Source organism: Flavobacterium psychrotrophum (genome assembly GCF_003403075.1).
GTDB classification, from domain to species: domain Bacteria; phylum Bacteroidota; class Bacteroidia; order Flavobacteriales; family Flavobacteriaceae; genus Flavobacterium; species Flavobacterium psychrotrophum.
Genome location: NZ_CP031557.1, coordinates 115,728 through 141,945 on the forward strand (window position 1 = coordinate 115,728; position 26,218 = coordinate 141,945).

Annotated in this window: 27 protein-coding genes; 9 read left to right on the forward strand and 18 right to left on the reverse strand. The window is 39.4% G+C overall.

The features are described from left to right. The first annotated feature begins 22 nt into the window (after positions 1–22). On the forward strand, positions 23–2,029 hold the full coding sequence (locus tag DYH63_RS00510; RefSeq protein WP_116786935.1) for a transglutaminase family protein: 2,007 nt from the start codon (positions 23–25) through the stop codon (positions 2,027–2,029). Between the two features lie 69 nt (positions 2,030–2,098). On the opposite strand, the gene DYH63_RS00515 is transcribed toward DYH63_RS00510, so the two are convergent. From DYH63_RS00515 to DYH63_RS00530, 4 genes are all read right to left on the reverse strand, one after another. Continuing rightward, positions 2,099–3,781 carry an outer membrane beta-barrel protein gene (locus DYH63_RS00515; RefSeq protein ID WP_116786936.1) on the reverse strand — a complete coding sequence of 561 codons (1,683 nt, stop codon included), beginning with the start codon at positions 3,779–3,781 and terminating at the stop codon, positions 2,099–2,101. Next, a complete protein-coding gene (locus tag DYH63_RS00520) occupies positions 3,771–4,322 on the reverse strand; it encodes an RNA polymerase sigma factor (protein WP_116786937.1) in 552 nt (183 codons plus the stop codon). The genes DYH63_RS00515 and DYH63_RS00520 overlap by 11 nt, the downstream gene beginning before the upstream one ends. Before the next feature lie 60 nt (positions 4,323–4,382). Beyond that, positions 4,383–5,666, reverse strand: a complete 1,284-nt coding sequence (locus DYH63_RS00525; RefSeq protein WP_116786938.1) for a hypothetical protein — start codon at positions 5,664–5,666, stop codon at positions 4,383–4,385. Between the two features lie 73 nt (positions 5,667–5,739). Further along, complete coding sequence (locus DYH63_RS00530; RefSeq protein WP_116786939.1) at positions 5,740–6,699, reverse strand: hypothetical protein; 960 nt, start codon at positions 6,697–6,699, stop codon at positions 5,740–5,742. Positions 6,700–6,808: 109 nt separating this feature from the next. On the opposite strand from DYH63_RS00530, the gene DYH63_RS00535 reads away from it, so the two are divergent. Next, positions 6,809–7,666: an LA_2272 family surface repeat-containing protein gene (locus tag DYH63_RS00535; protein WP_116786940.1), complete on the forward strand. Its 858-nt coding sequence runs from the start codon at positions 6,809–6,811 to the stop codon at positions 7,664–7,666. A 5-nt stretch (positions 7,667–7,671) separates the two neighbouring features. Further along, positions 7,672–8,274, forward strand: coding sequence for a CDP-alcohol phosphatidyltransferase family protein (locus DYH63_RS00540; RefSeq protein ID WP_116786941.1), 603 nt, complete (start codon positions 7,672–7,674; stop codon positions 8,272–8,274). Between the two features lie 8 nt (positions 8,275–8,282). On the opposite strand, the gene DYH63_RS00545 is transcribed toward DYH63_RS00540, so the two are convergent. The 10 genes from DYH63_RS00545 to DYH63_RS00590 form a co-directional block, all read right to left on the reverse strand. Next, the gene (locus tag DYH63_RS00545; protein WP_116786942.1) at positions 8,283–8,579 is read right to left on the reverse strand and encodes a type II toxin-antitoxin system RelE/ParE family toxin; all 297 of its coding nucleotides are present in this window, start codon (positions 8,577–8,579) and stop codon (positions 8,283–8,285) included. After that, complete coding sequence (locus tag DYH63_RS00550) at positions 8,569–8,805, reverse strand: addiction module component CHP02574 family protein (protein WP_116786943.1); 237 nt, start codon at positions 8,803–8,805, stop codon at positions 8,569–8,571. The genes DYH63_RS00545 and DYH63_RS00550 overlap by 11 nt, the downstream gene beginning before the upstream one ends. Positions 8,806–8,866: 61 nt before the next feature. Next, positions 8,867–9,175, reverse strand: a complete 309-nt coding sequence (locus DYH63_RS00555) for a DUF3817 domain-containing protein (protein WP_116786944.1) — start codon at positions 9,173–9,175, stop codon at positions 8,867–8,869. Between the two features lie 2 nt (positions 9,176–9,177). Beyond that, positions 9,178–9,576: a hypothetical protein gene (locus tag DYH63_RS00560; RefSeq protein WP_240409044.1), complete on the reverse strand. Its 399-nt coding sequence runs from the start codon at positions 9,574–9,576 to the stop codon at positions 9,178–9,180. Between the two features lie 139 nt (positions 9,577–9,715). Continuing rightward, positions 9,716–10,303, reverse strand: coding sequence for a TetR/AcrR family transcriptional regulator (locus DYH63_RS00565; protein ID WP_116786946.1), 588 nt, complete (start codon positions 10,301–10,303; stop codon positions 9,716–9,718). Positions 10,304–10,381: 78 nt separating this feature from the next. Next, positions 10,382–11,380: a TlpA family protein disulfide reductase gene (locus DYH63_RS00570; RefSeq protein ID WP_162926871.1), complete on the reverse strand. Its 999-nt coding sequence runs from the start codon at positions 11,378–11,380 to the stop codon at positions 10,382–10,384. Between the two features lie 149 nt (positions 11,381–11,529). After that, positions 11,530–11,844 carry a hypothetical protein gene (locus tag DYH63_RS00575; protein WP_116786948.1) on the reverse strand — a complete coding sequence of 105 codons (315 nt, stop codon included), beginning with the start codon at positions 11,842–11,844 and terminating at the stop codon, positions 11,530–11,532. A gap of 119 nt (positions 11,845–11,963) precedes the next feature. Next, entirely contained in the window at positions 11,964–14,279 is a 2,316-nt protein-coding gene (locus tag DYH63_RS00580) for a polyribonucleotide nucleotidyltransferase (protein ID WP_116786949.1), read from the reverse strand. A 146-nt stretch (positions 14,280–14,425) separates the two neighbouring features. Continuing rightward, complete coding sequence (rpsO, locus tag DYH63_RS00585; protein ID WP_116786950.1) at positions 14,426–14,695, reverse strand: 30S ribosomal protein S15; 270 nt, start codon at positions 14,693–14,695, stop codon at positions 14,426–14,428. A 236-nt stretch (positions 14,696–14,931) separates the two neighbouring features. After that, positions 14,932–15,387, reverse strand: coding sequence for an XrtF-associated fRMsr-like GAF protein (locus DYH63_RS00590; RefSeq protein WP_116786951.1), 456 nt, complete (start codon positions 15,385–15,387; stop codon positions 14,932–14,934). Between the two features lie 78 nt (positions 15,388–15,465). Here DYH63_RS00590 and xrtF point away from each other — a divergent pair, with 78 nt between their 5' ends. The 6 genes from xrtF (at position 15,466) to DYH63_RS00620 (ending at position 20,325) form a co-directional block, all read left to right on the forward strand. Further along, a complete protein-coding gene (gene xrtF / locus DYH63_RS00595) occupies positions 15,466–16,017 on the forward strand; it encodes an exosortase family protein XrtF (RefSeq protein ID WP_116786952.1) in 552 nt (183 codons plus the stop codon). Then, positions 15,995–16,432 carry an exosortase F system-associated membrane protein gene (locus DYH63_RS00600; RefSeq protein ID WP_116786953.1) on the forward strand — a complete coding sequence of 146 codons (438 nt, stop codon included), beginning with the start codon at positions 15,995–15,997 and terminating at the stop codon, positions 16,430–16,432. The genes xrtF and DYH63_RS00600 overlap by 23 nt, the downstream gene beginning before the upstream one ends. 50 nt (positions 16,433–16,482) lie before the next feature. Then, positions 16,483–16,911: an HYC_CC_PP family protein gene (locus tag DYH63_RS00605; protein WP_116786954.1), complete on the forward strand. Its 429-nt coding sequence runs from the start codon at positions 16,483–16,485 to the stop codon at positions 16,909–16,911. A gap of 71 nt (positions 16,912–16,982) precedes the next feature. Beyond that, positions 16,983–19,238: a TonB-dependent receptor gene (locus DYH63_RS00610; RefSeq protein WP_116786955.1), complete on the forward strand. Its 2,256-nt coding sequence runs from the start codon at positions 16,983–16,985 to the stop codon at positions 19,236–19,238. Between the two features lie 243 nt (positions 19,239–19,481). Beyond that, on the forward strand, positions 19,482–19,823 hold the full coding sequence (locus DYH63_RS00615; protein ID WP_116786956.1) for a heavy-metal-associated domain-containing protein: 342 nt from the start codon (positions 19,482–19,484) through the stop codon (positions 19,821–19,823). A gap of 115 nt (positions 19,824–19,938) precedes the next feature. Then, positions 19,939–20,325 (forward strand): hypothetical protein, encoded by a 387-nt coding sequence (locus DYH63_RS00620; RefSeq protein ID WP_116786957.1) that lies wholly within the window; start codon positions 19,939–19,941, stop codon positions 20,323–20,325. Between the two features lie 897 nt (positions 20,326–21,222). On the opposite strand, the gene DYH63_RS00625 is transcribed toward DYH63_RS00620, so the two are convergent. The 4 genes from DYH63_RS00625 to secG form a co-directional block, all read right to left on the reverse strand. Then, on the reverse strand, positions 21,223–23,598 hold the full coding sequence (locus DYH63_RS00625) for a hypothetical protein (RefSeq protein ID WP_162926872.1): 2,376 nt from the start codon (positions 23,596–23,598) through the stop codon (positions 21,223–21,225). Between the two features lie 154 nt (positions 23,599–23,752). Further along, positions 23,753–25,384, reverse strand: a complete 1,632-nt coding sequence (gene groL / locus DYH63_RS00630) for a chaperonin GroEL (protein ID WP_116786959.1) — start codon at positions 25,382–25,384, stop codon at positions 23,753–23,755. A 40-nt stretch (positions 25,385–25,424) separates the two neighbouring features. Continuing rightward, the gene (locus tag DYH63_RS00635; protein WP_116786960.1) at positions 25,425–25,700 is read right to left on the reverse strand and encodes a co-chaperone GroES; all 276 of its coding nucleotides are present in this window, start codon (positions 25,698–25,700) and stop codon (positions 25,425–25,427) included. A gap of 141 nt (positions 25,701–25,841) precedes the next feature. Then, the gene (gene secG, locus DYH63_RS00640) at positions 25,842–26,210 is read right to left on the reverse strand and encodes a preprotein translocase subunit SecG (RefSeq protein ID WP_116786961.1); all 369 of its coding nucleotides are present in this window, start codon (positions 26,208–26,210) and stop codon (positions 25,842–25,844) included. Between the last annotated feature and the right edge of the window lie 8 nt (positions 26,211–26,218).

Here is a 26,218-nt window from a genome sequence, read left to right on the forward strand (position 1 = left end):
AACCAAAAATAAACTAACCAATATGAAACAACTGTTTACAATGTTGCTGTTTTGCATGGCAACGCTTTGCGCAATATCACAAGAATATAAACTGGGCAATGTTACAAAGGCAGAGCTTGAAGAAAAAACATACCTTAAAGATCCGTCTGCCCCTGCGGCCGTGCTGTACAGCAAATCTGAAAATTATATGGTATATTCAGAATCTAAGGGTTTCTTGCTTTATACCGATGTTGAAATGAAGATCAAAATATATACTAAAGAGGGGTATGCCTATGCTAACAAGGTAGTGTCATACTATAATTCGCCTACGCAAAATGAAGTAGTCAATTTTAGTAAGGCATACACATATAACCTTTTAAACGGAAAAATAGAAAAGACCAAACTTAAAAGTGAAGGAGAGTTTGACGAGGTGGTTAATAAAAGCTGGAAGAGCAAAAAAATAATGATGCCCGATGTAAAAGAGGGAAGCATAGTAGAATTTAAATATACCATTATGTCGCCGTTCATTTCTACATTGCCCGACTGGAAATTTCAGCAGGATATACCGGTAGCACACAGCGAACTTACGACAAGAATGCCCGAATATTTTGTTTTTAATCCTAACTTCAGGGGATATTTTGCACCACAGGTTAAAACATCAAGGATAGCAAGGAGCATTACTTTTAATAACAAACAGCGTAGCACAGGACTTGTAACTACAACTAGTTTTAGTAGTGATAAGATTGACTATATGGAAACTACAAATAGTTATGTACTTAATGACCTTCCTGCTCTTAAGGATGAGAGCTATGTGAGTAATATGGAAAATTATGCTGCTGGTGTTGAGCATGAAATAAACATGATACACTATCCGGGAGAAACGGTAAAAAGCTTTGCCAATTCCTGGGAAGATGTTGCAAAAACTATTTATAAATACGACGATTTTGGCCCTGAGCTTAAAAAGACAGGGTATTTTGAAGACGATATAAAACCACTTACTGCCGCCCTTACCACACCCGAAGAAAAAGCTGCGACAATATTCAGCTATGTAAAAACCGGCATGAACTGGAACGGCTCATACGGTTATGGTTGTGACCTGGGCGTTAAAAAAGCCTATAAAGAAAAAGTAGGCAACGTAGCAGATATTAACCTGATGCTTACTGCAATGCTACGCTTTTCGGGCCTTGATGCAAACCCGGTACTGGTTAGTACGCGCTCTCATAAAATAGCACTTTTTCCTAGCCATAGTGCTTTTAACTATGTTATATGCGGTGTAAAACTGGGTGGTAAAATGGTATTGCTTGATGCTAATGAAAAATCGGCGATGCCAAATGTACTACCGGTACGCGCCATAAACTGGGCTGGCAGGCTTATAAAGGATGATGGTACAAGCGAATCTATAGACCTTACTCCAAAAAGTATTTCTAAAGAAGTGGTAAGCGTATCAGTAAAATTAGACAATGCGGGCAAGTGCACCGGTAAATTACGCAACCAGTATTTTGATCATAACGCCTATATTTTCAGGGAGAATTATTTGGGACTGAGTAAAGAAAGTTACCTTGAAAAACTGGAAGGCAGGCATAAAGGGCTTGAAGTAGGAGAATATAAGGTTGCTAACGAAAAAGATCTTACAAAACCTGTGGCAGAAGAGTACGACTTTGCTTACAGTAATGCATCTGAGATAATAGGTGATAAAATATATGTAAACCCTATGTTCTTTTTTACTACTACAGAAAATCCATTTAAGCAGGAAAAACGCGAGTACCCTGTAGATTTTGTATTTCCGCATGAAGATAAATACATGATAAGCATTGCTCTTCCTGAAGGTTTTGTAGTTGAATCGCTGCCAGCACCTATTGCTGTAACGATGGAAGAAGGTGTAGGTAACTTTAAGTATACTTTGCAACAGCAGGGAAATAATATACAGCTTATGATTATTGACAACATAAGCTATGGTGTAGTACCGGCTGACTATTATGAAACACTAAAAGGCTATTTCCAGAAAATTATAGATAAGCAAAACGAAAAGATAGTGCTTAAAAAAGCCTAGCTAATTGATATATTTAGAAAACCCTGCCCGTGATAAGGCAGGGTTTTTCTGTAACTAAAAATAGCGTAACTACTTTTTCTTTTTTGGCAGGTTGAAGTTATATTGTATGCCTATACGCAGGCTAAAACTTATGGGTTTTGCAGCGGTAAAGGTATTGACATAATATTTTACAAAGGGTTCTGCATTTATTTGTAATGATGGTGATAGTTTATAATAAAGCCCTGCACCAAGCCCTGCGCTAAAGCTAGTTGCACTTGTGTTTTTAAGGCTTCCCAAAAATACACCATTCAAATTGTCATGTGCCATTAATTCGTTTTTAGAGATATGTATAATGCTTAGGCCGGCAATGACTTTTATACCCCATTGTTCTCCTGTTAAACGATATGCTACTTCCACGGGAATTTCTGTAAACTGCGTTTTTTGTGTTATTGTAAAAGGTTGTGCGTCAAAGCGTGTTGCAAGTGTTTCATTACTTACTCCGTTGTCATATTCGATACCTGTATAAGGAGGTATAATGCTACCTGTTGTATCGCTCGCAACTCCCGATGTTTCCTGTTCGGTGCGGGTTATGGCTATACCAGCGCGTATTTCAAAGCGATCTGAAACTTTATAGCCCAGGAATGCTCCGTAATTAAAGGTAACCTTACTGCTGGTTTTGTTGCCGTTAAGCTTTGGGTCAAGTAATGATTTACCCGATGGGTATCTAAAAGCAGTTGGCGCAGCATAAGCGTACGCATAAAACTGCTTATAACCATCATTAGTGTTATTATCGTTCTTTTTCTCGTCAGTAAGATTTTTGTCTGTTTTTTTAAGGCTGTCATTTACTTTTGCAATAGCGAGGCTGTCAATCACAGCCGGCTCAGTTTTTTCGCTGCTTGTGGTTGCTGTTGCATTCTCCTTTACAATAGTCAGTTCCTCATTATTGGTACTAATTTCGGTTGTGGATGCTTGTTTTGAAACATTTTTGTTAATTGCATCTGCCGATGCGTTGCTTTCAGAAGCCGTACTCACATTCTTTTTAATATAAGAACCTGCTACACTTTGCTGATGGTTAGTGCTACTTTTACTGTTTCTTTTGCTATGTTTTTGTTTGCTTACGCCTTGGATATTATTATCATTACGTGTGCGGGAACTATCATTACGGCCTGCTTTTGCAAGGGCATTATTTACTTTTTTTCCTGATTTATTCTCTTTCAATGTTTTTCCAGATCCGGCAGTATTTATCTCTCCCGTAGTATCATCTTTATTTGTGCCGATAGCATCTTTACCGGCAAGAGCACTACTGTCATTGCGTTTATTCGCAGAATTTATGCTTTTCTGTTTTCGTGCAGTAGTTTCATCAGGATTAATAATTCCATTTGTTTCATTCTCAGTATTGTTTGTTCCGCCGTTTTCATTTTCAGATGCTGAGTTTCCTGTTTCTTGTGATTTATCATCTCCTAAATGCACGATGCTAGTGTTAACCGACTCATCGTTTTTGTCATTGCCAGCGTTAGTGTTTTCTACATTCTGCTCCCGTACATTTAGTGGGTTATCCGGGTAAGGTATTAGCCCGAAAACGTAACCTAAAGTAATAAATACAGCAAGTACTCCAACAACAGTTACAACGCTTAACCATAAAGGGAAATGCCTTGGTTGCTTCCGACTGTCGAGGTCGGTTCTTATACTTTCCCAAACGGCAGGAGCCGGCTGACTTTGCAAACCGTCAAGTTTGCTGCGTACGGCCTGGCCTATGTCTTTCTTATTTTCCATTGCTTACGTTATAGTTTGGGAACGAGTGTTTTACAGTAAGTTGCTGTTTTAATATTGCCTTGGCGCGGTGCAGGTTGCTCTTGCTCGTGCTTTCGCTAATGCCCAGCAGTTGTGCTATTTCCCTATGCGGATAATCATCGAGTTCATACAGGCTAAAAACAAGTCTGTACTGGTCAGGCAGTTGCTGTACAAGCTTTAGTATATATTCTGCCGGTACATTCATTTCCTCATCGGTAACAAGGGTATCATCGGGCAGGTCATCTTTAACGGGGAGCAGTTGTATGGTTTTTTTATAGCTGTCTATGGATTTATTAATGGTAATGCGTTTCATCCATCCTTCAAAAGAACCATTGTTTTTGTACTTGCTAATGCTTGTAAAGATCTCTATAAAAGCATTGTGCAGATTATCTTCGGCCTCAGCTTCATTACGGCAATATTTAAGGCACAGGGCAAAGAGCACATTGCGGTAGCCCAGATAGAGCGCCTCCTGTGCCTTTGCACTGTTTTTTATACAGCCTGCTATTATCTTTTCAATGGTCAAGTGTGGTAGTTTGTATAGGTGCTTAAATTTACTAAATATTTGTACTATGCACAGCGCTTTTTAAAAGTATCGTACCGCCCTTATTTTTACATTGGCCTGTGCCTTTGGTATATCTGCCGGCTGTCCTGTAGCAAAATCTATTACTGTAGCTGTAGCAGCATCTGCTTCGGTAGCCGTCCAGTACGGTGCAGCAGCCATATTACCCTGGTTGTTTGCCGTAAGGTTTTGGTACACTAAAAGCAATTCGTCTTTAGAAGGAAGGAACCACTGCTGGTAGCTGTTGTTTACCCACAATGATGCCGCTGCAGCCACAGTACCATCTGCCGTTGTACTGCACGATGCCGGATTGGTGTAATAATCAGGCAGGGTATTAAAGAAGGCTTTTATAAGTCCGCTATTGGTAAGTCCGCGCCCTATAGCTGCATTTTGAGTACCGGGAATGCTTACGGCATCACAGCCCCATTGTGCAAGGGTATCAATATCTGTGGTAGCTACCTCCATATAGCGCCATCCTTCAGAATATGTGCCCTTATCATAAAATACAGTACCCCCGGCAGGACCCTGCTGACCAATATTATAAGTTTGGCTCACCTCACATTGCAGGGTTAAAAAACGCATTCCACTTTCATCTTCAAGGCTGATATTATCCGGATTTAGTGTAACAGGGTAGCTGTGGTTCCAGTATTGGGCAACTTCGCTTGTACCTTCGAGGTTAATGTTTAACTGAAGCTGAGTGCCTGTAAACAGATATACCCATGTACCGGTGTAACTCTCGCCATTGTAATGAAAGGTTATGGTACCATCAGGATTTGGAGAAAAATATCCACCTACATATTTCGCATTGAGTCCCTGCCAATTGGTAGAGGCAACCTGCCATACACAGTTACGTGTCGACGGGCAAAAAAGGCTTCCTGCCCATGCTATATATTCTTCCTGTTGGCAGGATAACAACGAAGCCATTAATTCGTCATTATTATTTATAGTTGTACTGTCTCCGTTACCTGAAAGTACAGCTATAGGATAACTAATGCTCAACGACTGCCCAGCGTCGAGGTTTTGTATCAGGCTGGTAAAAGAAGCATCATCTGCAACGGTTTGCACAGACAGCGGTTGTAGCGCTGTATTGTAAACTTGTAAAGTAACGGGGTAAGAAAAGTTTACACAATCAATACTTATGCTATCAGTAGCGGTATTTACTGTGCGCTCTATGAGGCTGTACAACTGGTCTTGTCTGTCTATGCTGTTTTGTACATGCGCGTTGTTGATAAGGTTATCATCTGCATCGTTGCAACTGTATACCAAAAGCCCTGTAAGGGCAATTGCTAAATAGAGAATCTTTTTCATGGCGATCTATTTGTTGATTTATACCTTATAGTCTGCCATAAATTAAAAAGGTTGCGCCAGATTCAAAAAAAAATTAAAAACCCATCTCGTTTTCGTTTTGCATCCGTTGGCGGTAAAGGGCTATTTTTTGGGCCGCGCGGTTAAAAAATATCTTGCGGTCGCGGGTGCCACTGCTGTTTAGTGTCATGGAGTTTTTTACCTGCTGCTTAAAAAATGAAAGTGCATTAGCACAGGTAGCATCGTCATTGGTTATAAAATAGCCCAGCATGGTGTAGGGAACAAATAGTGCCTGTTGCTTTTCGGCAGTAATAAGAACGTTGTTGTTAAGGATAAGGAGTTCATTATAATATAAGTGATATGAACCTGTGCCATTACAACAACGGTCTTCGGCTGTGTGCAATATGGCATCAAGGTCATTGAGCAATAGCATTGCATTTTGCAGGCTGAGCAAACCGGCTTTAAAATAGTAGTGTACCTGTTGCAGGCTGCTGTTAATGGTAGTGTCGTTCCATATTTCATGCACCTCAAGGGCATGATATACATTATGCAAAGCCTCGCCATACTCTGCCAGCGAACGGGTAACCGTAAATTGCTCGAATGCTTCCTGTTGTTGCGATCCGGATAAAAGATTTAGCCATACATACAATTTAAACTTGCTTATAAGCGTGCCGCCTACGGTATAAAATAAGGGTAGGTCTTTAGCAGAGTAATACATCTTAGCACCTTCCATAGCTGCAAAACCACTAATGTTTTTGGCAGATTGTTTCAGGTAGGTTTCCATGTCTTCGAGCGAACGTATCTCGGCAGTCTTTTCTACAATAACTTTTCCGCTGGCGGTAAACAGCCTATCCATGCTTAGCCCGTAATGGTTGCAAAGTATAATGGCTTCCTCCATAGAAAACTTACTTTTTTGAGAGATACGCCTGTGGGCTGCGTCATAACTGATATTAAGGATACCGGCTATTTCGTCAATAAGCGATGTACCCGATAGCTGCTGCCGTATGGCTTTTAGTAATTTATCGTGGCTTTCCATATATAAGTTGATTTTGCGATTATCACAAATGTATTGTTTTTATTAATTCATAAACGCAATTTAAGTTGCTGTAATCACAATAGCTTTGGGTAAGAAATCATCTCATACCATGAAACTAAAAACCTTACTTATGATTGCATCCTTACTCATTGTGCTTACTGCGCGGTCGCAGGACGTACAGAAACGTAAAACGCGGTTTCCCGTAGGATTATACACTACAGAGAACAGTAATATCTACGGGCTATCGGTAGGTATTGGGTCTGATATCCGCGAAGCTAAATATAGTGTTAGCGTCGTACGATCTAACGGGCTGCGCATAGAACCCATATCACAATCATTGTTGTTTTTTACGCTTATCTTTCCAATAGATATGGTAAACTACCCTTCAGAAGAAGCAGATTATGCAACTTTTGACAAAAAAATGCCTAATGAAATAATAAACGGCATCAACCTTAGTTGTGGTACCAACGCCTTTGCTAATGTTAATGGCATTACGCTATCTGCCATTACGCAGTCGCTAAAAAATACAAACGGTATTGCAATAGCGGGGTTAGGTACCTGTGCCAACAGAAGTAACGGTGTACAGATATCTTTCTTTAATACATCGGCACTGTATAGTAATGGCCTTATGTTGGGCGGTTTTCAGACTAATGTGTATAAGGGTAGGGGAGTAAACCTTGCTTTTTGGTATAACGAATATAAATATTATGACGGCCTTATGATAAGCGTTTGCAATGGTGTGATGACCAAGCCTGAAGCATTCAGCGGATTGCAGATAGGCATTGTAAACCGGACTAAAAAACTTAGGGGAATACAAATAGGACTTTGGAATGTTAATGAAAAACGCTCATTGCCATTCATAAACTGGAATTTTAGTAATAAGCCACCAAAATCGCCCAAGACGGAAAGCGAAAGAACTAAATGGATTAACCAGTCTAATATAAACAAACCTTCAACCAACAATTAAACACGATGAAACATATTCCTTACCTTCTTATTGGCTTTCGCCTGCTGTTAGGGCCAGTAATGATAGCCATAACGTATAACTATGGCAGCACGGCCCGAATTTTTTTAATGGTATTGCTACTGCTGGGGATACTATCTGATATTTTTGATGGTATTATAGCACGTGCCCAAAATGTGTCTACCGCTACCATGCGTCGCATAGACAGCCAGGTAGATGTAGTATTTTGGCTATGTTCAGGGTGGTGTGCATGGCTGCTGAGTCCAGAGGTCATCACCGCTAATAAATATGCCATTACCACTATATTTGTAATGGAAGGGCTTACCTATGTTTTTAGTATCCTGAAATTTGGTAAAGAAACCTGTACGCACGCCATATTAAGTAAACTCTGGGGTATAACCTTGTTCATAGCGCTAAGCTCTGTAATTGGCTTTAATTATGGAGGTATCCCTTTAATGCTGGCAATTATCTTTGGCGTTATTTCGCATATCGATGTGTACCTTATTATACTTTTCTTACCCCGATGGACGCATGATGTAGCCAGCGCCTGGCATGCCTGGCAAATAAGGCAGGGTAGGGATATTAAGCGCAATAAACTGTTTAATGGGTAGACTTAAATTTAGCTTTTGGGATATTTTGATGGGTTAAGATGCGTATTAAATACAGCATATATCAAAACGGTCTCTTCAAGTTCATCTATGGTATAAAGAAGCAGGTATGGGAATTTTTTGAGAGGAAATCCAACTACATTTTTATACTTAATTTTATAATGCGGATTATGGCTGATAATATTGTAGGCAGTATCAATTTCCTTATCCAGATTTTTTAATGCCTGTAAGCTTTTAGAGGCATAATATTCAAAAGCATCTTCAATGTCTGATGTAGCTTTAAGCGATAATATAACTTTATAAGCCATACTTTTCCCTTAAACGTTTTTGCATTTCCTCAACAGGTATAAAGTCTGATATATTTTCGGTAGCTAAACGTTCATCAAGTATGGCTTTTGCGCTTTCAGATAATTCATAATCATTTTCTGCTTCAGCAATATCAGAGTGGCGTGCCTTAATTTCATTCCATTCTTCTATTGGGATGACTACTGCTGTAGTATTGCCTTCGTTGTCTGATATATATTGAAGTTTCATAGCTCAAAAGTATTTACCCAAATATAATAAATATATGTTTTCAATTTATTCAAATCAATTCTTAACGGGTATTGGTACTCAATATCTTTTTATCAATATAAAAAGTGCCGAACGGAATTACACAAGCCAATAATACTTTCCAGGTAGTTTCTTTAAATTTCCAGCCTTCAGAGATGCCAACACTAAGGGTGTTTACTATAAAGAGTAGGAAAAGTGAGCCATGTATGGGCCCGAGAGATTTTACCATAGTGGCATCGTTTAAAATGTATTTAAGCGGCATGGCAATAAAAAACAATGCCAGTAGCGATATTCCTTCTAAAAAGCCAATGATGCGAAGACGGCCAATATTTGTTGTAAATAGTTTTTTCATGATTAAAAGCGTATTAATGGGCGGTGGGCAAGAGGGGAGAAAGGCCACGGAATAGCTATAAATATTACTATGGCAGCAATGCTGAAATATGTCAGCATGGTTTTAAACTTTTCACTATCTGTAGTTTTTCGTTTTGCCTTTGCAGAACCAATGGTTAGTATTACTATTGAGGCTAACATAAGCAGGATGTGAATGAGTCCAAAGAAAACAGGTTCTCCCTGCATATCTCCTACACCTGAATTAAAGTATTTTACCATTGGGCTTTGAGAATACAGCACTATGCCTATGAGTAATTGTGTATGGGCAATGGTAGCCGTCCAGTGACGCAGGGCATTATCTGTTTTTGTAAAAGAAAGCAGCTTGCGGTAACCCTGCCATGCCCTATAAATACTGTAAGCCAAGCTTAATACCACAGCCCAACGTAAAAAAGAATGGACAATTAAAAGCGATTGATACATAATAAAATTCGTTATTGATTTGATGATGGGTCAAAGATAAATCAAAAACATACTAATTAGTATGTTTTTGATGAAAAAAATATTAAAGCGTGTTGAGGTGTATTTTAAACTGCTCTAAAAAAGGCGTATAGCAAGAGCTTCCATAAATTTTACCAAGGTTACGAATGCCACCATAGCCGCTCATAATGTAAAGTGCTGCATTTTCGGGGTTGGTTTCCGGTTTTATGAGGCCTATTGCTTTACCTTTTTCAATGCAACTTATAATGGCCTTTTTCCAATTATCGCTTAGGTGCAGGAGTGCTTTAGCAAAAGCAGCATCCTGTCCGGCCATTTCTTCAATAAGATTAATAGCAGGGCAGCCATATTTTACCACAAAAAAAGTATTTTCCAGCAGTAAGCCATGCATCATTTTATAAAGTTCGGCAGCAGGGTCTTCGGCGGCGGCAAGAGGTTGGGTAAGTGCTTCGATCATGCCGGGGTACATTACCTCGTTAATCATAGCCAGGCCCATTTCGTCCTTATTTTTAAAATGGTAAAAAAAAGCGCCTTTAGTTACCTGGGTGGTAGCAATAATCTCATCTACGCTGGTATTACGGTATCCGTTTTGGTACACCAGGGTAAAAGCTTTTTGTAGAATGTTAAGGCGGGTAGCGGCAGCTTTAGATGACATAAACTCTTTTTACAAAGATAAGGATATCATCGGATTTTACATGTCTGAGGTTTTGCACGCCGATATAAAATGAATAGGCTATAATTTCTTAATGTCTGCTTCGAGTGCTTTAAGATCAGACGGTGCTGCGGCATACTTTACTGCCATTTCGCCTTTATCGTTCACTAAAAAGTACCACGGCAAAGCCAACCCACCACTATCGCTGAATGTATTTGATAAGTTTTTATACAAAGTTTTGTTTACACGAATATGGTAACCTATAAGTCCATAATGGCCAATCATTTTTTTCCATCCTTCATTGCGAGATTCGTCATCAACTGAAATGTATAATACGGCTATGTCATTTTTAGCCAGTAATTTATAAAGATCATCTTTGTATTTAAATTCTTCACGGCATGAATGGCACCAGGTAGCCCAAACATCTACGTATAATTTTTTGCCGGATGTTTTTTTAAACATCTCCTCTAACGAATTTATTTTTTCATAACCATTTACGTAAGAAGCACCGTTTGGTAATGCCTCATTTCTTGCGAAAAAAGAAATAAGGGGTTGCATTTCAGGCTCAAGATATTTAGTGTAAGTGCTTTTTGGATAATATTTCTTAAACTCATAATAATCATCAAGGGCATATTTTTCTAAGCGTCCTTCATTTACATTATAATGTTGTACAAGGGCAAGATAGTACTCTGCTTTTTGCGCGGGAATATAAAGCAGGCGCCTATTTCTTCTTTGTTCTGTGGTTTCTGTATCGTTTACTGCAATTTTTTTACCGTCAAATCCTGCTGCCTGGTATGTGTTGAAAAATTCATACTGTATAAGAAACCAATAGCTAAACGGAAGTTTTTTGATAAAAGCTTTATCTGCCGGGTTTTTATCGAACAATTCTTTCCATAGAGTGTTGAACGTTTCGGGTACAGATGAAGTAATGTCATATTGTGCATTGACGTATTTTGAATAAAGAGCTATGCCCATTGAAGTAGCATAAAAATATTCACGTTCCCGTACTAATGTTTCAAAGTCGCTTTCTGACAAGTTTTTGGGCTTAGCCGCTTTCAGTTCAACTATATCAGCTTTCAATTTGGTATCAAAAAAAGCTTTCAATGCTTCAGGAGATTCAATTTTCGAGCCATTATTTCCTATTTCATGTATCAAATCTACTCTGTAGCCAGGTACAAGTCCGTCATATAATTTTGTGAAAGCTGTATCTGAACCATCTATTTCATGGGTTAACTTTCCTTCGTTTTAGTTATGGTAATATTATACACGCCTCCCGGTACAACCACAAGGTTGCCTGCATTAAAGTAGTTATAGTGTATATCAATAAAAGTTATCTCATTTATATCGGTTTTTATCTCGAAATTACCCAGCTTGTCAACTTTTGCAGAATAATAAATGTCAAACCCCGAAGCACCGTTTACAGGTGCAGTATAACGTAGTACTTCCGGTAATTTGCCCTTTATCTTTCCTTTAATGATGGTAATTTTGGCTGTTGCGCTAAGTGCTGAAAGAAACAACAGTAAGAACTTGAGTTTTGTTTTCATAGATTGGTTGGCAGTAAAGATTGTGATTTTATAAATATAATCAAAAAACAACTTGCCTTAAACTAAAAAAACCTGCCACTTTTCAGCAGCAGGTTTTTCCTGGAATTAACCTTATATAATTAAGATTCTTGTGAGTCCTGATTATCTTCTTTAGGAGCATCATTTCTGCGCTCTTCCCTAGGGCCACGATCGCGAGAGTTTCTGTCATCACGTCCTGGTCCGCGGTTGTCGCGTCCACGATCATCACGTCCACGGTTGTCGCGTCCACGGTCATCACGAGGGCGGTCTTCCCTTGGAGGGCGCTCTTTATAACCTTCAGGTTTTGGCATCAGCGCTTTGCGAGATACTTTTTCCTTACGTGTTTTAGGGTCAATGCCTATGTATTTTACGTCAAATACATCGCCCATGTTCACTACATCGGTTACATTTTCAGTACGTGCCCAGTCAAGTTCGCTTACGTGAAGCAGTACTTCGTTACCCGGTGCGTCAAGATATTCTACAACTGCACCAAAGTCAAGCAGTTTTATAACTTTTACAGAATAGCTTTCGCCTATCTGTGGCTTGAATATGATAGAGTCAATTTTCTTAAGTACCATATCAATACCTTCTGGGCTTGTACCAAGGATCTCAACTTCACCCTGCTCATCTACCTCGTTGATAACGATAGTAGTACCAGATAGTTTTTGAAGCTCCTGGATAACTTTTCCACCCGGGCCAATAAGGGCTCCGATGAATGCACCCGGAATAGTAACTTTAATGATTTTTGGAGAGTGGCGTTTAACCTCAGGCCTTGGCGTATCGATAACTTCGATTAGTTTACCAAGGATATGAAGGCGGCCATCGCGAGCCTGCTCAAGGGCTTTCTCCATGATCTCATATTTAAGGCCTTTAATTTTAATGTCCATCTGGCAGGCAGTAATACCATCAGCCGTTCCGGTTACTTTAAAGTCCATGTCGCCAAGGTGGTCTTCATCTCCAAGGATATCAGAAAGTACAGCCCAACGGCCGGTTTCTTCATCAGAGATAAGGCCCATTGCAATACCAGATACCGGTTTGATCATTTGTATACCGGCATCCATTAGTGCAAGTGTACCCGCACATACGGTAGCCATAGAAGATGAACCGTTAGATTCAAGTACTTCAGATACTACACGCACAGTATAAGGGTTTTCTGCAGGGATCATGTTTTTAAGGGCACGTTGCGCAAGGTTACCGTGTCCTACTTCGCGCCTTGATGTACCACGTAGCGGTTTAGCTTCGCCGGTAGAGAAAGGAGGGAAGTTATAGTGCAGGTAGAATTTCTCTTCACCCTGCTCTGTAGGCCTGTCTATAATGTTAGCCTCACGGGATGTACCAAGGGTTACTGTAGCTAATGCCTGAGTTTCTCCCCTTGTAAACAAAGCCGAGCCGTGTGTAGAAGGAAGGTAATCTACCTCACACCAGATAGGGCGTATCTCGTTAGTTTTACGGCCATCAAGACGGCTGCCTTTATCAAGGATAACGTTACGAACAGCTTCTTTATTTACTTTAGAAAGGTACTTGCTTACAAGGTCGCCGTTTTCAAGCAGCTCTTCATCGCTAAAAAGTGCTTTAACTTCTTCCTTAACAGCAGCAAATTTCTCAGTACGCTCGTGTTTTGCAGAGCCTTCGCTCGCTATTGCAAAATACTTATCATAAGCAAGTTCTTTTACTTTTGCAAGTATAGTTTCGTCCTTACGCTCTTCTTCATAAGTACGAACCTCTTTTTTACCTACAGCAGCCTGAAGCCTTTCCTGAGCCTGAATCTGTACTTTAATGGCTTCGTGTGCAAATTTAATTGCAGAGATCATTTCAAGTTCAGATATCTCTTTCATTTCGCCTTCAACCATAGCAATAGAGTCCATAGAAGCGCCTATCATCATATCGATGTCAGACAGGTCCAGCTGGGCTTTGCTTGGGTTGATGATGAATTGTCCATCTATCCTTGCTACACGTACTTCAGAAATAAGTGTTTCAAAAGGAATGTCAGAAATAGAAAGTGCAGCAGATGCAGCAAGTCCGGCAAGTGCATCCGGCATTACTTCGTCATCATGGCTCATAAGCTGTATCATTACCTGCGTTTCTGCATGGTAATCTTTAGGGAAAAGCGGGCGTAGTACACGGTCTACTAACCTCATGGTTAGTACTTCACCGTCGCTTGGCCTTGCTTCACGCTTAAAAAAGCCACCAGGAAAACGTCCTGCGGCAGCAAATTTTTCGCGGTAATCTAATGTTAGGGGCAAAAAGTCGATGCCCGGGCTTGCACTGCGTGCAGATACCACTGTAGCAAGCAACATGGCATTGCCCATTTGTACCACTACGGCGCCATCTGCCTGTTTGGCCAGCTTACCGGTTTCTATGGTAATGGTGCGTCCATCTCCTAAGTCGATGGTCTCTTTAATAACGTTTGGAATCATACGTTTTTAATTCTTTGATTAAACAATGGGTGTTTGTTGTGTTGTTGTTGTGTGCGTAGTTGTTTAGTACCCAATGAAAAACCAAAACTTTTATGCAATTTATATAAAAACAAAAAGAGGCGCGCGGGCACCTCTTCTCATCTTGATTATTTCCTGATGTTTAGTTCTTTGATAATCTCACGATATCTGTTGATCTCAGTTTTCTTAAGGTAATCAAGAAGACTTCTTCTTTTACCTACCAGTTTTACAAGAGAACGCTCAGTGTTAAAATCGTGACGATTTTTCTTAAGGTGCTCAGTAAGGTGGTTAATCCTGAAAGTGAACAGGGCGATTTGGCCTTCAGACGTACCTGTATCGGTTGCTGATTTACCGTGCTTTGCGAAAATTTCCGCTTTTACTTCTTTAGTTAAGTACATGCTAATATTATTAAAATGATTATTATGTAGTCAGGTTTCCCTGATTTGGGTGCAAAGGTAAACAAATTTTCTATTTCTGCAAGTGGCAAAGTTTCAAAGTTGCAGAGTTTTAAAGTTTTTAATAATAAGTGAGTTACACTGTATTTATAGAAGCGGCTTACGCTTAAAATCTATTCAATATTGAAGTTGTTAGTTCTCAACTTTGATACTTTGTAACTCTGTAGCTTTGCGACTTCTTAAAACAGTTTCGCCACCTCTTCGTTTACAAACTCTAAAAAGCGCTCATCAAGTTCTGTAAACGCATCAAGAACTTCAGAGTCGATGTCTATCTGGCCTATGTTTTCGCCGTTTACAAAAAGGGGTACTACAATTTCAGATTTTACGGTTAGGCTGCAGGCAATGTAGTTGTCTTGCGCAGCAACGTCTGGCACAACAAAGTTTTTATTGCTTACCGCTACCTGGCCGCAAATACCCTTGCCAAACGGAATAACGGTATGGTCTGTAGGTTCGCCTACATATGGCCCCAATATAAGTTCTTCTTTATCGCCGTTGCGAAAATAAAAGCCTACCCAGTCGTAGTAGTCAATGTTTTCTTCTAACAGGCGGCAAATTTGTAGTAATTTTTCATCACGTAGCTTTTCTTCGTGGTGTAATATGTCGATAACCTTAGGTTTTAATTCTTCGAATGTCATAACGTTAAATCAAATTTTAACGCAAAAGTAGTTAGTAAAAATCTTGTAATTTGTATATTTTTGTTAAAAAATAAAGCTATGGGTATACTGTCTGCCAATAAGGCCTTCTTTATGTTTTTGGGTAAATTTGTTGCCAGTTACCTTATACTTACCGGGCTTTATATGTGGTATCTTTCTCCATATGATACAGATGTAAGCGTTACAGATCCTGTTACACATATGGTAGCAGGCCAGGCAAGGGATGTGGTACACATCTTTGGGCAGGAATCGCATATAGAACAGCATCCAAGAGAAGCGTCAGATAAGTTTTATGTAAACGGGCAATCTGTTTCCCGTATTGTTGAGGGGTGTAACGCCGTTAGTGTCATGATACTTTTTACTGCTTTTATTGTAGCGTTTTCTACCTCTTTTAAAAAGACATCTTTATACATCATTGCAGGTGTAGCCATAATTTATGTGCTTAACATACTCAGGATAGCCCTTATTACCACCGCTGCATACTTCTACCCGCAGTACAGTGTTTTTATACACGATGTTTTTTTTCCTTTATTTATTTATGGGGTAGTGTTTTTATTGTGGGTAGTATGGGTTACTAAATTTTATAAAAATGAAAAACAAGCTAAAGCTTAAACCGGCAGATTGGCTGGGCATTACCGTGCTCCTTATCCTTATAATATGTGTTCGCTTGTTTGAAAGCCGCTTGTTTTATGACCCTTTCCTGCAATTTTTTAAAACACAACTAACTAAAGATTTTCCGGGATATGATTTAGGCAGGTTGTTTTTAAATTATGTATTTCGTTATCTCTTAAATACAGTTTTCTCTTTGGGTATATTGTGGCTTTTGTTTAAAGACAGGGATGTCATAAAACTTACATCAATACTATATATCGCAGTTTTTGTGGTATTAGGAACATTACTTTTTATAGTGCTAAGTACATCTGAACCATCGCAAACCCTTATTTTTTACCTTCGCAGGTTTTTAATACAGCCTTTATTGTTATTACTGTTTGTGCCTGCATTTTACTATCAGAGGTATATGAAGTAATTCCTGACTTAAAAAGGCTGTTGTAAAAATAATTGTATAATTTTGCACTAATGAAACTTAAAAGGTACATAAGTATAATTTTAACGGCGCTTATACTATTCAGTAGTATTGGCCTGTCGTTTAGTGTGCATTATTGTCATGGTAGTGTTTCGGGTATTGCCCTTTCTTATAAAACAGATCATTGCGGTGCTGTTAAGGTAAAAGAAGTTAAGTCGTGCTGCGCGAAAGCGAAAGCTGCATCGCAAAAAAAATGCTGTAAAAACCATATTGTAAAGCTGCAGGACAATACCGATAAAACATTGGTAAAGTCGTTACAGCTCGATCTGGCTGTGTTTTATATGCCTGTGGCTTATGGAAACCCATTACAACTTTTAAGCCTACCTGTAGTAAGGCTAAAAAAAGAGAATCCGTCTTTTTATGCAGAGGGTAATGCGCCACCGCTCTACAAATTATACTGTCAATACATCCTCTACGCCTAATTTTAATATTTCTGATCCTGGTTTACCCTGCTTTGGGGTAATCATACTATCATTAATGTTAAAATTTTTTTATGCGTAAAATACTCTTAATTTTATTGCTGTTGCCTGCATTTTTTGCACAGGCGCAGGATACTATAAGCGGTAAAGTGCTGGACGAAAAAAGTCAGCCATTACCGGGAGCCAATGTACTTTGGCTCGATACTACAATTGCAACATCTACAAATGCAGATGGTACATTTACGATACCATATTCTCCTCAAAACATGATGTTGGTAATAAGCTACCTTGGCTATGTTACCGATACTATTCATGTTCATACACCGCAGTATATATCGCACCAGCTAAAAGCTGATAAAGCAAATGAGCTTACCGGCGTTACGGTAGATAAAACCCTTTCCAGCCTTAGGCGTAGCCAGGTTAGCGCTACGAATATGAGTACAATGGGCAGTAAAGAACTGCTAAAAGCGGCGTGCTGCAACATAGCCGAGAGCTTTGAAACCAATCCTTCTATCGATGTGAATTTTAGTGATGCGCTTACCGGTACCCGTCAGATAAAAATGCTGGGGCTTACCAGTCCGTACCTGCTTATTGCCGAAGAAAATATACCATCTGTGCGGGGCGCAAGCCAGGCTTATGGCCTAACATTTGTTCCGGGTACCTGGGTAGAAAGCATCCAGGTAACTAAGGGTGCAGGGCCTGTTATAAACGGTTATGAAAGCGTTTCCGGCCAGATAAATTATGAACTGATAAAGCCTGTAAATGGCGATCCGTTTTTTTTGAATGCTTATGCCGGTATGGGCGGACGTTATGAACTGAATACCCATTTTACAAAAAAGGTTTCTGATAAATGGAGTACATCATTATTTGTGCATGGCAATATCCGTGTGGGTAAGTATGACATGAACGACGATGGTTTTCTGGACAATCCGCTGGCTAAGCAAATAAACGTAATGAACCGCTGGCAGTATATAGATGCCGAGAAAGGCTGGGTAAGCTTTATTAACCTGCGCTATATGCACGACGAAAAACAGGCAGGGCAGGTAGACTTTGATCCGGATAGGGATAAGTTTACTACAAACTACTGGGGCAGTGAGATAAATACTGATAAGGTAGATGCATCTGCCAAGCTGGGTTATGTATGGCCGGATATGCCGTACCAGAGCATAGGGTTACAAACATCGTTTAACTATCATAACCAGGAATCTTATTTTGGGTTCAATCAATATGATATTGCGCAAAAAAGTGGCTATGCAAACCTTATATTCAGTTCGATTATAGATAATACCATGAACAAATTCTCGGTAGGGGCAAATGCAACTTATGATAATTACAATGAGTTTGCTTACATCTACACCGGTAATAATGGGCGTGATTATGACAGGATAGACAATTCTGCCGGGGTGTTTGCCGAATATACTTACGATAATGCCGATAACTTTAGCCTGGTGCTGGGTGGCCGCTTTGACTACCATAACCGCCTGGGGGCTTTTGCTACACCACGTGTGCACATGCGTTACAACCCATGGGAGAAAGGTACGCTAAGAATCTCTGCCGGAAGAGGCAAGAGAGCGGCTAACATTTTTGCCGAGAACCAGCAGTACTTTGGTTCGTCGAGGGCGTTTAATATCACGCCTGAAGGAGGGAAGCTTTATGGGCTTAATCCTGAAATTGCATGGAACTACGGCCTTAGCTTCTCGCAAAACTTTACCGTATTTGGAAAAACGGCAGAATTAGGCGTAGACTTTTACCGTACCGATTTTCAAAACCAGGTAGTGGTAGATGTATTTAGTTCGCCGCAGGCGGTAAGCTTTTATAACCTTGATGGCAAGAGCTATGCAAACAGCCTGCAGGTAGATCTTAATTATGAAATTACGCGCCATTTTAATATCCGTACGGCATATAAGTATTATGATATTAAAACCGATTATACATCTGGCACATATCAAAAGCCGCTACAGGCAAAGCACCGCTTTTTTGCGAATGTTTCTTATGAAACACACGTACACGAAGGTGGTAAGCAATGGAAGTTTGATTTTACCTATAACTGGCTGGGTAAACAATTACTGCCCAATACAGCAACTAACCCTGCCGAATACCAGATGGGTGACTACTCACCGGCATTTGCTACCATGAATGCGCAGGTAACGCATAGTTTTAGCAGTGTTTTTGAAATGTATGTGGGTGGAGAGAACATAGGTAATTACAGGCAAAAGAATGCCATTGTAGCAGCTAATGACCCTTTTGGTGCATATTTTGATACATCACTGGTATATGGTCCCGTGTTTGGGCAAATGTATTATGCCGGGTTGCGTTTTAAAATAAAATAAATAAATTAGCGAAACGCCACAAGGCCTTACAGTATCATAAGTTATAGGAACAAAAAAATGTCGTGTTTTGCATAGTAGAGATTTCTCCTTCGTCGAAATGGGGAAGCGTTGTGTTCCATTTCGACCGTAGCGCAGCGAAGTGGAGAAATCTCAGAGTTGCTGTGACAATAAATTATTCCTATTATTTATCTTGAGGTATTTTGGTTCGTAATAAAAATTTTGTAGAACAATAAGAAAAAAAAAATGAAAAAAATAGTTTTAGTACTGCTTATCATGCTTGCGGGTTTTACGATGCAGGCACAGGATAAAAAAAATAAAAATGCTAAACAGGATATTGAAGTTAAAGGTAACTGCGACCAGTGTAAAAAGCGTATAGAAAAAGCTGCATATGGTGTAAAAGGCGTAAAATCTGCACAGTGGGATGCCGATGACCAAAAGCTGCATGTAATTGTTGATGAGGCAAAATGCAATGCCGATGATGTTAGAAAAGCAGTTGCAAAGGCCGGACATGATACTGATAAGGTTAAAGCAACAGAAGAGGACTACAACAACCTGCACCACTGCTGCCAGTACGATCGCGGATAAAAATCGATATAGTTGCCCCTGAAAAATCAGGGGCAATTTTTTTGAAAAAAAGTGACTATGGAATGAATTTTGTAAACTAAAATTCATCTAACTTTGTATTACTTTAATAAAACAAATGAACACAATAAGAAAAATAGTAGACAGCAACAAAGGTTTTGTAACCTTTGGCCTGGTACTGTTTTTTCTTTTTACAGGAGTTGTAAAGGGCTTCTCTCTAACACTCCCGGTTCATAAGGTAAAAGCGATTAAAGAAACTTCAAAGCAGTTTATAGCTGCCGAAGATGATAAAGAAGCATCATACAGTGCAACTCAGCAATTGTTGGATGGTGATGCAGATGATGTCGACATTATATTTTTTCAAAATTATAATTCCACTAAATTTTTATTTACCGATACAGCTAAGAAGCAAAATGCTTATGTATCTGCCGTACTCGCGCAGGGCTATGACATTCCGCTTTATGACCTGTACTGTAACTGGAAATTTGATCTTCTTACAAAATAATTACTATCCGGTTATGTATCCCGGAGTGCCAGATGCGGCTGTGTAATTAAATTATCCTACACCTTTTCTGTTATAGTTTTAGCCTGATTGTTTAAACGCTTTATTGTACCTGCGTTGTGCAACTTTGTTAAAGCCTATTGGTTTTATCACTCCTGATATTAACTGCCAGAATGTTATCGCATCTAATTGCCTCCTGTTTATCTAATACCGGTAAAACGATAAGTTGTTAATTGCCCGGAATACCGGTATTGGCATTTGCCTGTTTGCCGTCCGGTATTCCTTTTTTAACCTTTAAAAAAGGCTAAGGTGCAATTGCAAAAAAAATCAAATATAATTTTATTGTCGCTCATAGGGCGATCCATAATATATGGTGAGTTGCTGTCAGCAGCCATGCCATAGTGTTTTTTAAATTAGTTGGTCATTAAAGATTCTCCCTTACTGAGGAGGGAGAGTCTTTTTAATAAAATATGTGTATGGTATAAATGTACCTTATTATGCAACCTGTTAAAGGGTTGTCAAAAGTTGATACTAGCTTAGTATCAGGTGTTTTTTAAATTGGTTGGTCACCAAAATCCTCCCTTGTCAGGAGGGAGGATTTTTTAAAATTGCCTAAAAGTATATTGTCTGTGTCATCTTTAAAAAATGAACAGCTAAAATTTGATACTAGCTTAGTATCAGGTGTTTTTTAATTGGTTGGTTGATAAATCCCCGTCCTGGCGGGATGGGGATTTTCTCTTTTGGAAACGAATATGTATAGTTGACGATATGGTGCCGTAATAGTAGCACAGCACCAGGTGTTTTTTAATTAGTTGGTTTTGAAAATCCTTGTTTTAAATAAAAACAGGGATTTTCTATTTATAGTATTATAATGTCAAAAGAAAGTCAGCTTCATTCTGCTTATTGCAGATTAAGCGTCTTAATTTCAGATATCAGTTTGCCATCGGCACTAAAACCTTCAATTAAAACCTTAACTGTTTTTTGACCTGTAGTTGGTATTTTAAGTGTAAATACTCCATTTTCATCTGCCATCAGGCTTGGTTCCCAGCTAATAACCCCAAAGTTTTCAAACCCTTTGCTGGTGGTAGAATTGTAACGTGCGTTTTCAAATGCTTCTATACGTGCATATCCACCTTTAACCATAATATCTGGTGTGCCATTTTTCCTGGGAGCAGAATAATCGTGCTTAAGGTACAATTTTATGATACCGCTATAATTACGCAAAGATGGCACTATGGCGGTAGGGTTCATGTATATTTCATCCACCTCATTCATAGTTATAACATTAAGTTGGTTATGATCCAGTTGTTGAATATTGTCTATGTAAATAATAGGTTCCTGCTGTGCCCCGTTTAAACTGGTGCGGCCGCTGCGGCTATAAAGGTGTACATTGCCTCCTATGCTGCCGTCTGTATCTATCTTAAAACTTCCCCTTGCTGTAATGTATTGTAGTGCGGTATGATAAAGGTTAGCATCCTGTACGCTTATTTTACGTCCGTTAAGATTACTATTGCCAAAGCTTTTTTCATATTTCAACCTTGTTTTTTCTATAACCGTTTCTTCTAATGTTATCGTGTTTGGAGTAAAGTTAGGAAACTCAGGCGCCGGTATTTCTGTTTGTGTTTCGGCCTGTATTACACAACGTGGCAATGGCTTAAATGTTTTGTTGAACTTTTTATTGCCATTTTGTAATATTGGCTTTATGTTTAGCTCTTTTGGTTGTGCACCTTTGGTAAGTAGTGTGAAATTTATGTGGGTAGAATCTGCAATTATAAAATTATTAAAATAAAAGTCGCCCTTCTCATCCATTTCAGTTACCTCGTCTATTCGGGGTGCAAGAGAGTAAAGCCTTACTTTAGCATATTTATTTATGAGTTTTGCAGGCACTGTTCCTTTAAGAATAAGCCCCATGTCAAAAAGGTTAGTACTTTTAGGAGGATTTTGGGTTATGTTTTGCCATGTGTATTTACTTTTTTGATTGAGTAAATATATATCAAGCTCATATGCTTTTGCCTTAGATAAGGTTGTAAAATAATACTTTCCGTTAGCTTTTCGTACAGTATCTATATATGGAAGCAGCCAAAGTGAACTGTAAATGTCGTTTGCTTCATCTATAGAAATAGTATTTTCAGGAAGTACAGATATGCTTACTTCCATATTAGGATAAGTAAGCCTGGTGTTAAAGTCTGTTGTTTGCGATGCCACATTACTGCCGTTACGGGTAAATGTAGCATCCTCTGTCGATGTAGGGTATTTATATATAAGGCGCTGGGCAACTTCATTAAGGTCTTTATCAAGTAGGCGTGTAGTGTTTAAACCATCAGAGAGGTCGTTCTTGGAGATGGCGAACTTTACTTCGGTTTTACCTTTAAAATCAATTTCATAAACGCTGTTTACATCATCTTTATGTATTAATAGAGTAAACGGATCAGTATAATTTTTTGCCCCATCGGCATTTGTGCGTACGGTTATTATCGTTTTATCTGCAGTTGTATAGTTGTTTATTTCGAGTGCAAGCCCCGTATTCTGAACCTGCGGTAATGCCTGTTCGTGTTTTTTATCTTCAACTGTAAGGATGGCTTTATAGGTTTCTCCGGCCTTTGGAAAAAGATCAAAACGCCCGTAACCAAGCTTGTTTATCTGTACCTTTTTAATGAGCTGCCCTTTGCTGTCTACGATGTCTATGACAGAAACGTCCATGGGCTCTTTATTACAATTTGAAACTGTAATGCCAATGTTGTTTGAAACTCCTGATAAAAATGTTCCACCTTCAGGATTTATGCCAATATTTACAGTAGAAGTGTCGGCAGGAGAAAGTGCATTACCGGGGCCGAACTTTTCATTTATGATAGTTACTTCAGTTACTGCCGATTCGTCTTCGGTAAAATTGTTCATCCAGCTGGTGTAAAACTGAAGGTAATACCTACCCGATTTTATTTTACTGTTTAGTTTAAAACTGCCAGAGAAGCTCCCTATATTGGCATATAGCAGCTTTGATTCATAAATCTGACCTGTCTCATCTGTAAGCGTAGCAAACACGTTAATGGTGGTAAAGAAAGGCATATTCTTTTTCCGGTGAAATACATATCCTTTAAACCAAATCTGTTCATTAGTAACATAAATACTTTTGTTGCACTGCACGTGTATGTTTTCCCTATCAAGAAAAAAATACTCAGCAACAGCCTTTGAAGCTGTTTCCTTATTGTCTTGTGCATATAAAAAAAAAGAACATAGCAGGCATAACGCAGCCAGGGCGCGGTTGGCAATTTTAATCATTTTTATTAATAATTGGTTTGTTGTGGTATGCGATAAAGGTAAGGTTTTAGCTATAACCCGTACAAAATTTTCATATGATTTAACAGATATTAACAAAAAATGGGAACGCATATTGCGTTCCCATTAATTTATAATCTAAAATAGATGTTATCTATTACATCATGCCCGGCATACCGCCGCCCATTGGCATACCGCCGGCGGCACCTTCTTCTTTAATATCTATAAGAGCACACTCAGTAGTAAGTATCATACCCGCAACAGATGCAGCATTTTCAAGCGCTACACGTGTCACTTTTTTAGGGTCTATAATACCCGCTGCAAGCATATCTACATACTCATCTGTTTTAGCGTTGTAACCAAAGTCACCTTCGCCCTCTGCTACTTTAGCAACAACAACACTGCCCTCAAGGCCTGCGTTCTCAACTATAGTGCGAAGCGGTGCCTCAATAGCACGTGCTATGATTTGTACACCTGTAGCCTCGTCAGCATTTTCAGCAGTAATGTTAGCAAGTGCTTTTTTAGCACGAAGCAGTGCAACACCACCACCGGCTACAATACCTTCTTCTACCGCTGCGCGTGTAGCGTGAAGTGCATCGTCTACACGGTCTTTTTTCTCTTTCATTTCAACTTCAGAAGCTGCGCCTACATAAAGTACGGCAACACCACCTGCAAGTTTAGCAAGGCGCTCCTGTAGTTTTTCCCTGTCATAGTCAGATGTAGTTGATTCTATCTGCGCTTTGATCTGGTTAACACGGTTTTTGATAAGGTCTTCTGTGCCTGCACCGTTTACAAGAGTGGTATTGTCTTTGTCAATAGTTACTTTTTCGGCAGTACCCAGCATATCAAGAGTAGCGTTTTCAAGTGTATATCCTTGCTCTTCGGCAATTACAGTACCACCTGTAAGGATAGCAATATCTTCAAGAAGTGCTTTTCTTCTGTCGCCAAAGCCCGGAGCTTTAACAGCAGCAATTTTAAGCGCGCCACGTAGTTTGTTAACCACAAGTGTAGCAAGAGCTTCGCCATCTACATCTTCAGCAATGATAAGTAGTGGTTTTCCAGACTGTGCTACCGGTTCAAGTATTGGCAGCAGGTCTTTCATAGAAGATACTTTTTTGTCGTATAGTAAAATGTATGGCCTGTCTAATTCAGCCTCCATTTTCTCAGAGTTTGTTACAAAATAAGCCGATAGGTAACCACGGTCAAACTGCATACCTTCAACTACATCTACATACGTATCAGTACCTTTAGCTTCTTCTACAGTAATAACACCTTCTTTACCTACTTTTTCAAAAGCAGTAGCAATAAGTTCGCCTACGCTTTCGTCATTATTAGCAGAGATAGAAGCTACCTGCTTAATTTTTTCAGATGTGCTGCCTACTTCAGTACTTTGGGTAGCAAGGTCTGCAACTATAGCACTAACTGCTTTGTCTATACCACGCTTAAGATCCATAGGGTTAGCGCCGGCAGCTACATTTTTAAGGCCTTCTTTTACAATAGCCTGTGCAAGCACGGTAGCCGTTGTAGTACCGTCTCCGGCAAGGTCATTCGTTTTAGAAGCAACTTCTTTAACCATTTGTGCACCCATGTTTTCAAGGGTGTCTTTAAGCTCTATTTCTTTAGCTACGCTTACACCATCTTTAGTTACAGTAGGGCCGCCAAATGCTTTACTAATGATAACGTTACGGCCTTTAGGGCCCAGGGTTACTTTTACGGCATTAGCCAGTGCATCTACACCGCGCTTTAAACCGTCGCGAGCTTCAATATCAAATTTTATTTCTTTTGCCATTTTGTTTGTGCTTTAATAAGGGTTTGTACAATTAAACTTCTTAGATAACTGCAAATATTTCTTCTTCTTTCATGATAAGGTAATCCTTACCTTCAAATTTTAGTTCGGTACCGGCATATTTGCCATACAACACGGTATCGCCCACTTTTACAGTCATGTCATGGTCTTTAGTACCGTTACCTACGGCTACCACAATGCCTTTTTGTGGTTTTTCTTTTGCAGTGTCAGGAATAAAGATACCCGAAGCCGTTTGTGTTTCTGCAGCTACCGGTTCTACCAGTACACGGTCTAAAAGTGGTTTAATGTTTAAAGCCATATTATATACTTTTTGTTGTTATTAAAATTGATGTTTTCTGTTTTTCAGAAATTGTGCCATTTTGAAAATCTGACAAATTTGCAGCAATAAAAAATGCCAGCTTTGACAGGCTGGCATTTTTTAACTGTATCTTATAATATATTATTCAGGTTTTGCAGCAGGAGCCGGTTGAGTGGCAGTGCCTGCAGGCGTAGTACCGTTAGCAGCAGGAGCAGCATTAGGTGTTGCAGCCGGAGCAGCAGGTACAGCGCTTTCGTCTGTAAGACTCTCGCCAGATGTACCGTTGTTAAAGCTAACGCTCGAAAATATAATTAGCGCTACCAGTATAGAGGCCAGCGTCCATGTACTTTTGTCTAAAAAGTCAGAAGTTTTTTGTACACCTCCAACTACCTGAGAACCTCCTAATGAAGAAGAAAGGCCACCGCCTTTAGGGTTTTGAACCATCACGACTACCACAAGCAAAAAGCTTACTATTGTGATAAGTACCAGAAAAATTGAAAAATTGATCATTGCTCTTT

What these genes read in the sequence shown, in the direction of transcription:
- DYH63_RS00510 (WP_116786935.1), top strand. Translation starts at nt 23, where the DNA reads ATGAAACAACTGTTTACAATGTTGCTGTTTTGCATGGCAACGCTTTGC.
- DYH63_RS00515 (WP_116786936.1), bottom strand. Translation starts at nt 3,781, where the DNA reads ATGGAAAATAAGAAAGACATAGGCCAGGCCGTACGCAGCAAACTTGAC.
- DYH63_RS00525 (WP_116786938.1), bottom strand. Translation starts at nt 5,666, where the DNA reads ATGAAAAAGATTCTCTATTTAGCAATTGCCCTTACAGGGCTTTTGGTA.
- DYH63_RS00530 (WP_116786939.1), bottom strand. Translation starts at nt 6,699, where the DNA reads ATGGAAAGCCACGATAAATTACTAAAAGCCATACGGCAGCAGCTATCG.
- DYH63_RS00535 (WP_116786940.1), top strand. Translation starts at nt 6,809, where the DNA reads ATGAAACTAAAAACCTTACTTATGATTGCATCCTTACTCATTGTGCTT.
- DYH63_RS00540 (WP_116786941.1), top strand. Translation starts at nt 7,672, where the DNA reads ATGAAACATATTCCTTACCTTCTTATTGGCTTTCGCCTGCTGTTAGGG.
- DYH63_RS00545 (WP_116786942.1), bottom strand. Translation starts at nt 8,579, where the DNA reads ATGGCTTATAAAGTTATATTATCGCTTAAAGCTACATCAGACATTGAA.
- DYH63_RS00550 (WP_116786943.1), bottom strand. Translation starts at nt 8,805, where the DNA reads ATGAAACTTCAATATATATCAGACAACGAAGGCAATACTACAGCAGTA.
- DYH63_RS00555 (WP_116786944.1), bottom strand. Translation starts at nt 9,175, where the DNA reads ATGAAAAAACTATTTACAACAAATATTGGCCGTCTTCGCATCATTGGC.
- DYH63_RS00565 (WP_116786946.1), bottom strand. Translation starts at nt 10,303, where the DNA reads ATGTCATCTAAAGCTGCCGCTACCCGCCTTAACATTCTACAAAAAGCT.
- DYH63_RS00575 (WP_116786948.1), bottom strand. Translation starts at nt 11,844, where the DNA reads ATGAAAACAAAACTCAAGTTCTTACTGTTGTTTCTTTCAGCACTTAGC.
- DYH63_RS00580 (WP_116786949.1), bottom strand. Translation starts at nt 14,279, where the DNA reads ATGATTCCAAACGTTATTAAAGAGACCATCGACTTAGGAGATGGACGC.
- rpsO (WP_116786950.1), bottom strand. Translation starts at nt 14,695, where the DNA reads ATGTACTTAACTAAAGAAGTAAAAGCGGAAATTTTCGCAAAGCACGGT.
- DYH63_RS00590 (WP_116786951.1), bottom strand. Translation starts at nt 15,387, where the DNA reads ATGACATTCGAAGAATTAAAACCTAAGGTTATCGACATATTACACCAC.
- xrtF (WP_116786952.1), top strand. Translation starts at nt 15,466, where the DNA reads ATGGGTATACTGTCTGCCAATAAGGCCTTCTTTATGTTTTTGGGTAAA.
- DYH63_RS00600 (WP_116786953.1), top strand. Translation starts at nt 15,995, where the DNA reads ATGAAAAACAAGCTAAAGCTTAAACCGGCAGATTGGCTGGGCATTACC.
- DYH63_RS00605 (WP_116786954.1), top strand. Translation starts at nt 16,483, where the DNA reads ATGAAACTTAAAAGGTACATAAGTATAATTTTAACGGCGCTTATACTA.
- DYH63_RS00610 (WP_116786955.1), top strand. Translation starts at nt 16,983, where the DNA reads ATGCGTAAAATACTCTTAATTTTATTGCTGTTGCCTGCATTTTTTGCA.
- DYH63_RS00615 (WP_116786956.1), top strand. Translation starts at nt 19,482, where the DNA reads ATGAAAAAAATAGTTTTAGTACTGCTTATCATGCTTGCGGGTTTTACG.
- DYH63_RS00620 (WP_116786957.1), top strand. Translation starts at nt 19,939, where the DNA reads ATGAACACAATAAGAAAAATAGTAGACAGCAACAAAGGTTTTGTAACC.
- DYH63_RS00625 (WP_162926872.1), bottom strand. Translation starts at nt 23,598, where the DNA reads ATGATTAAAATTGCCAACCGCGCCCTGGCTGCGTTATGCCTGCTATGT.
- groL (WP_116786959.1), bottom strand. Translation starts at nt 25,384, where the DNA reads ATGGCAAAAGAAATAAAATTTGATATTGAAGCTCGCGACGGTTTAAAG.
- DYH63_RS00635 (WP_116786960.1), bottom strand. Translation starts at nt 25,700, where the DNA reads ATGGCTTTAAACATTAAACCACTTTTAGACCGTGTACTGGTAGAACCG.
- secG (WP_116786961.1), bottom strand. Translation starts at nt 26,210, where the DNA reads ATGATCAATTTTTCAATTTTTCTGGTACTTATCACAATAGTAAGCTTT.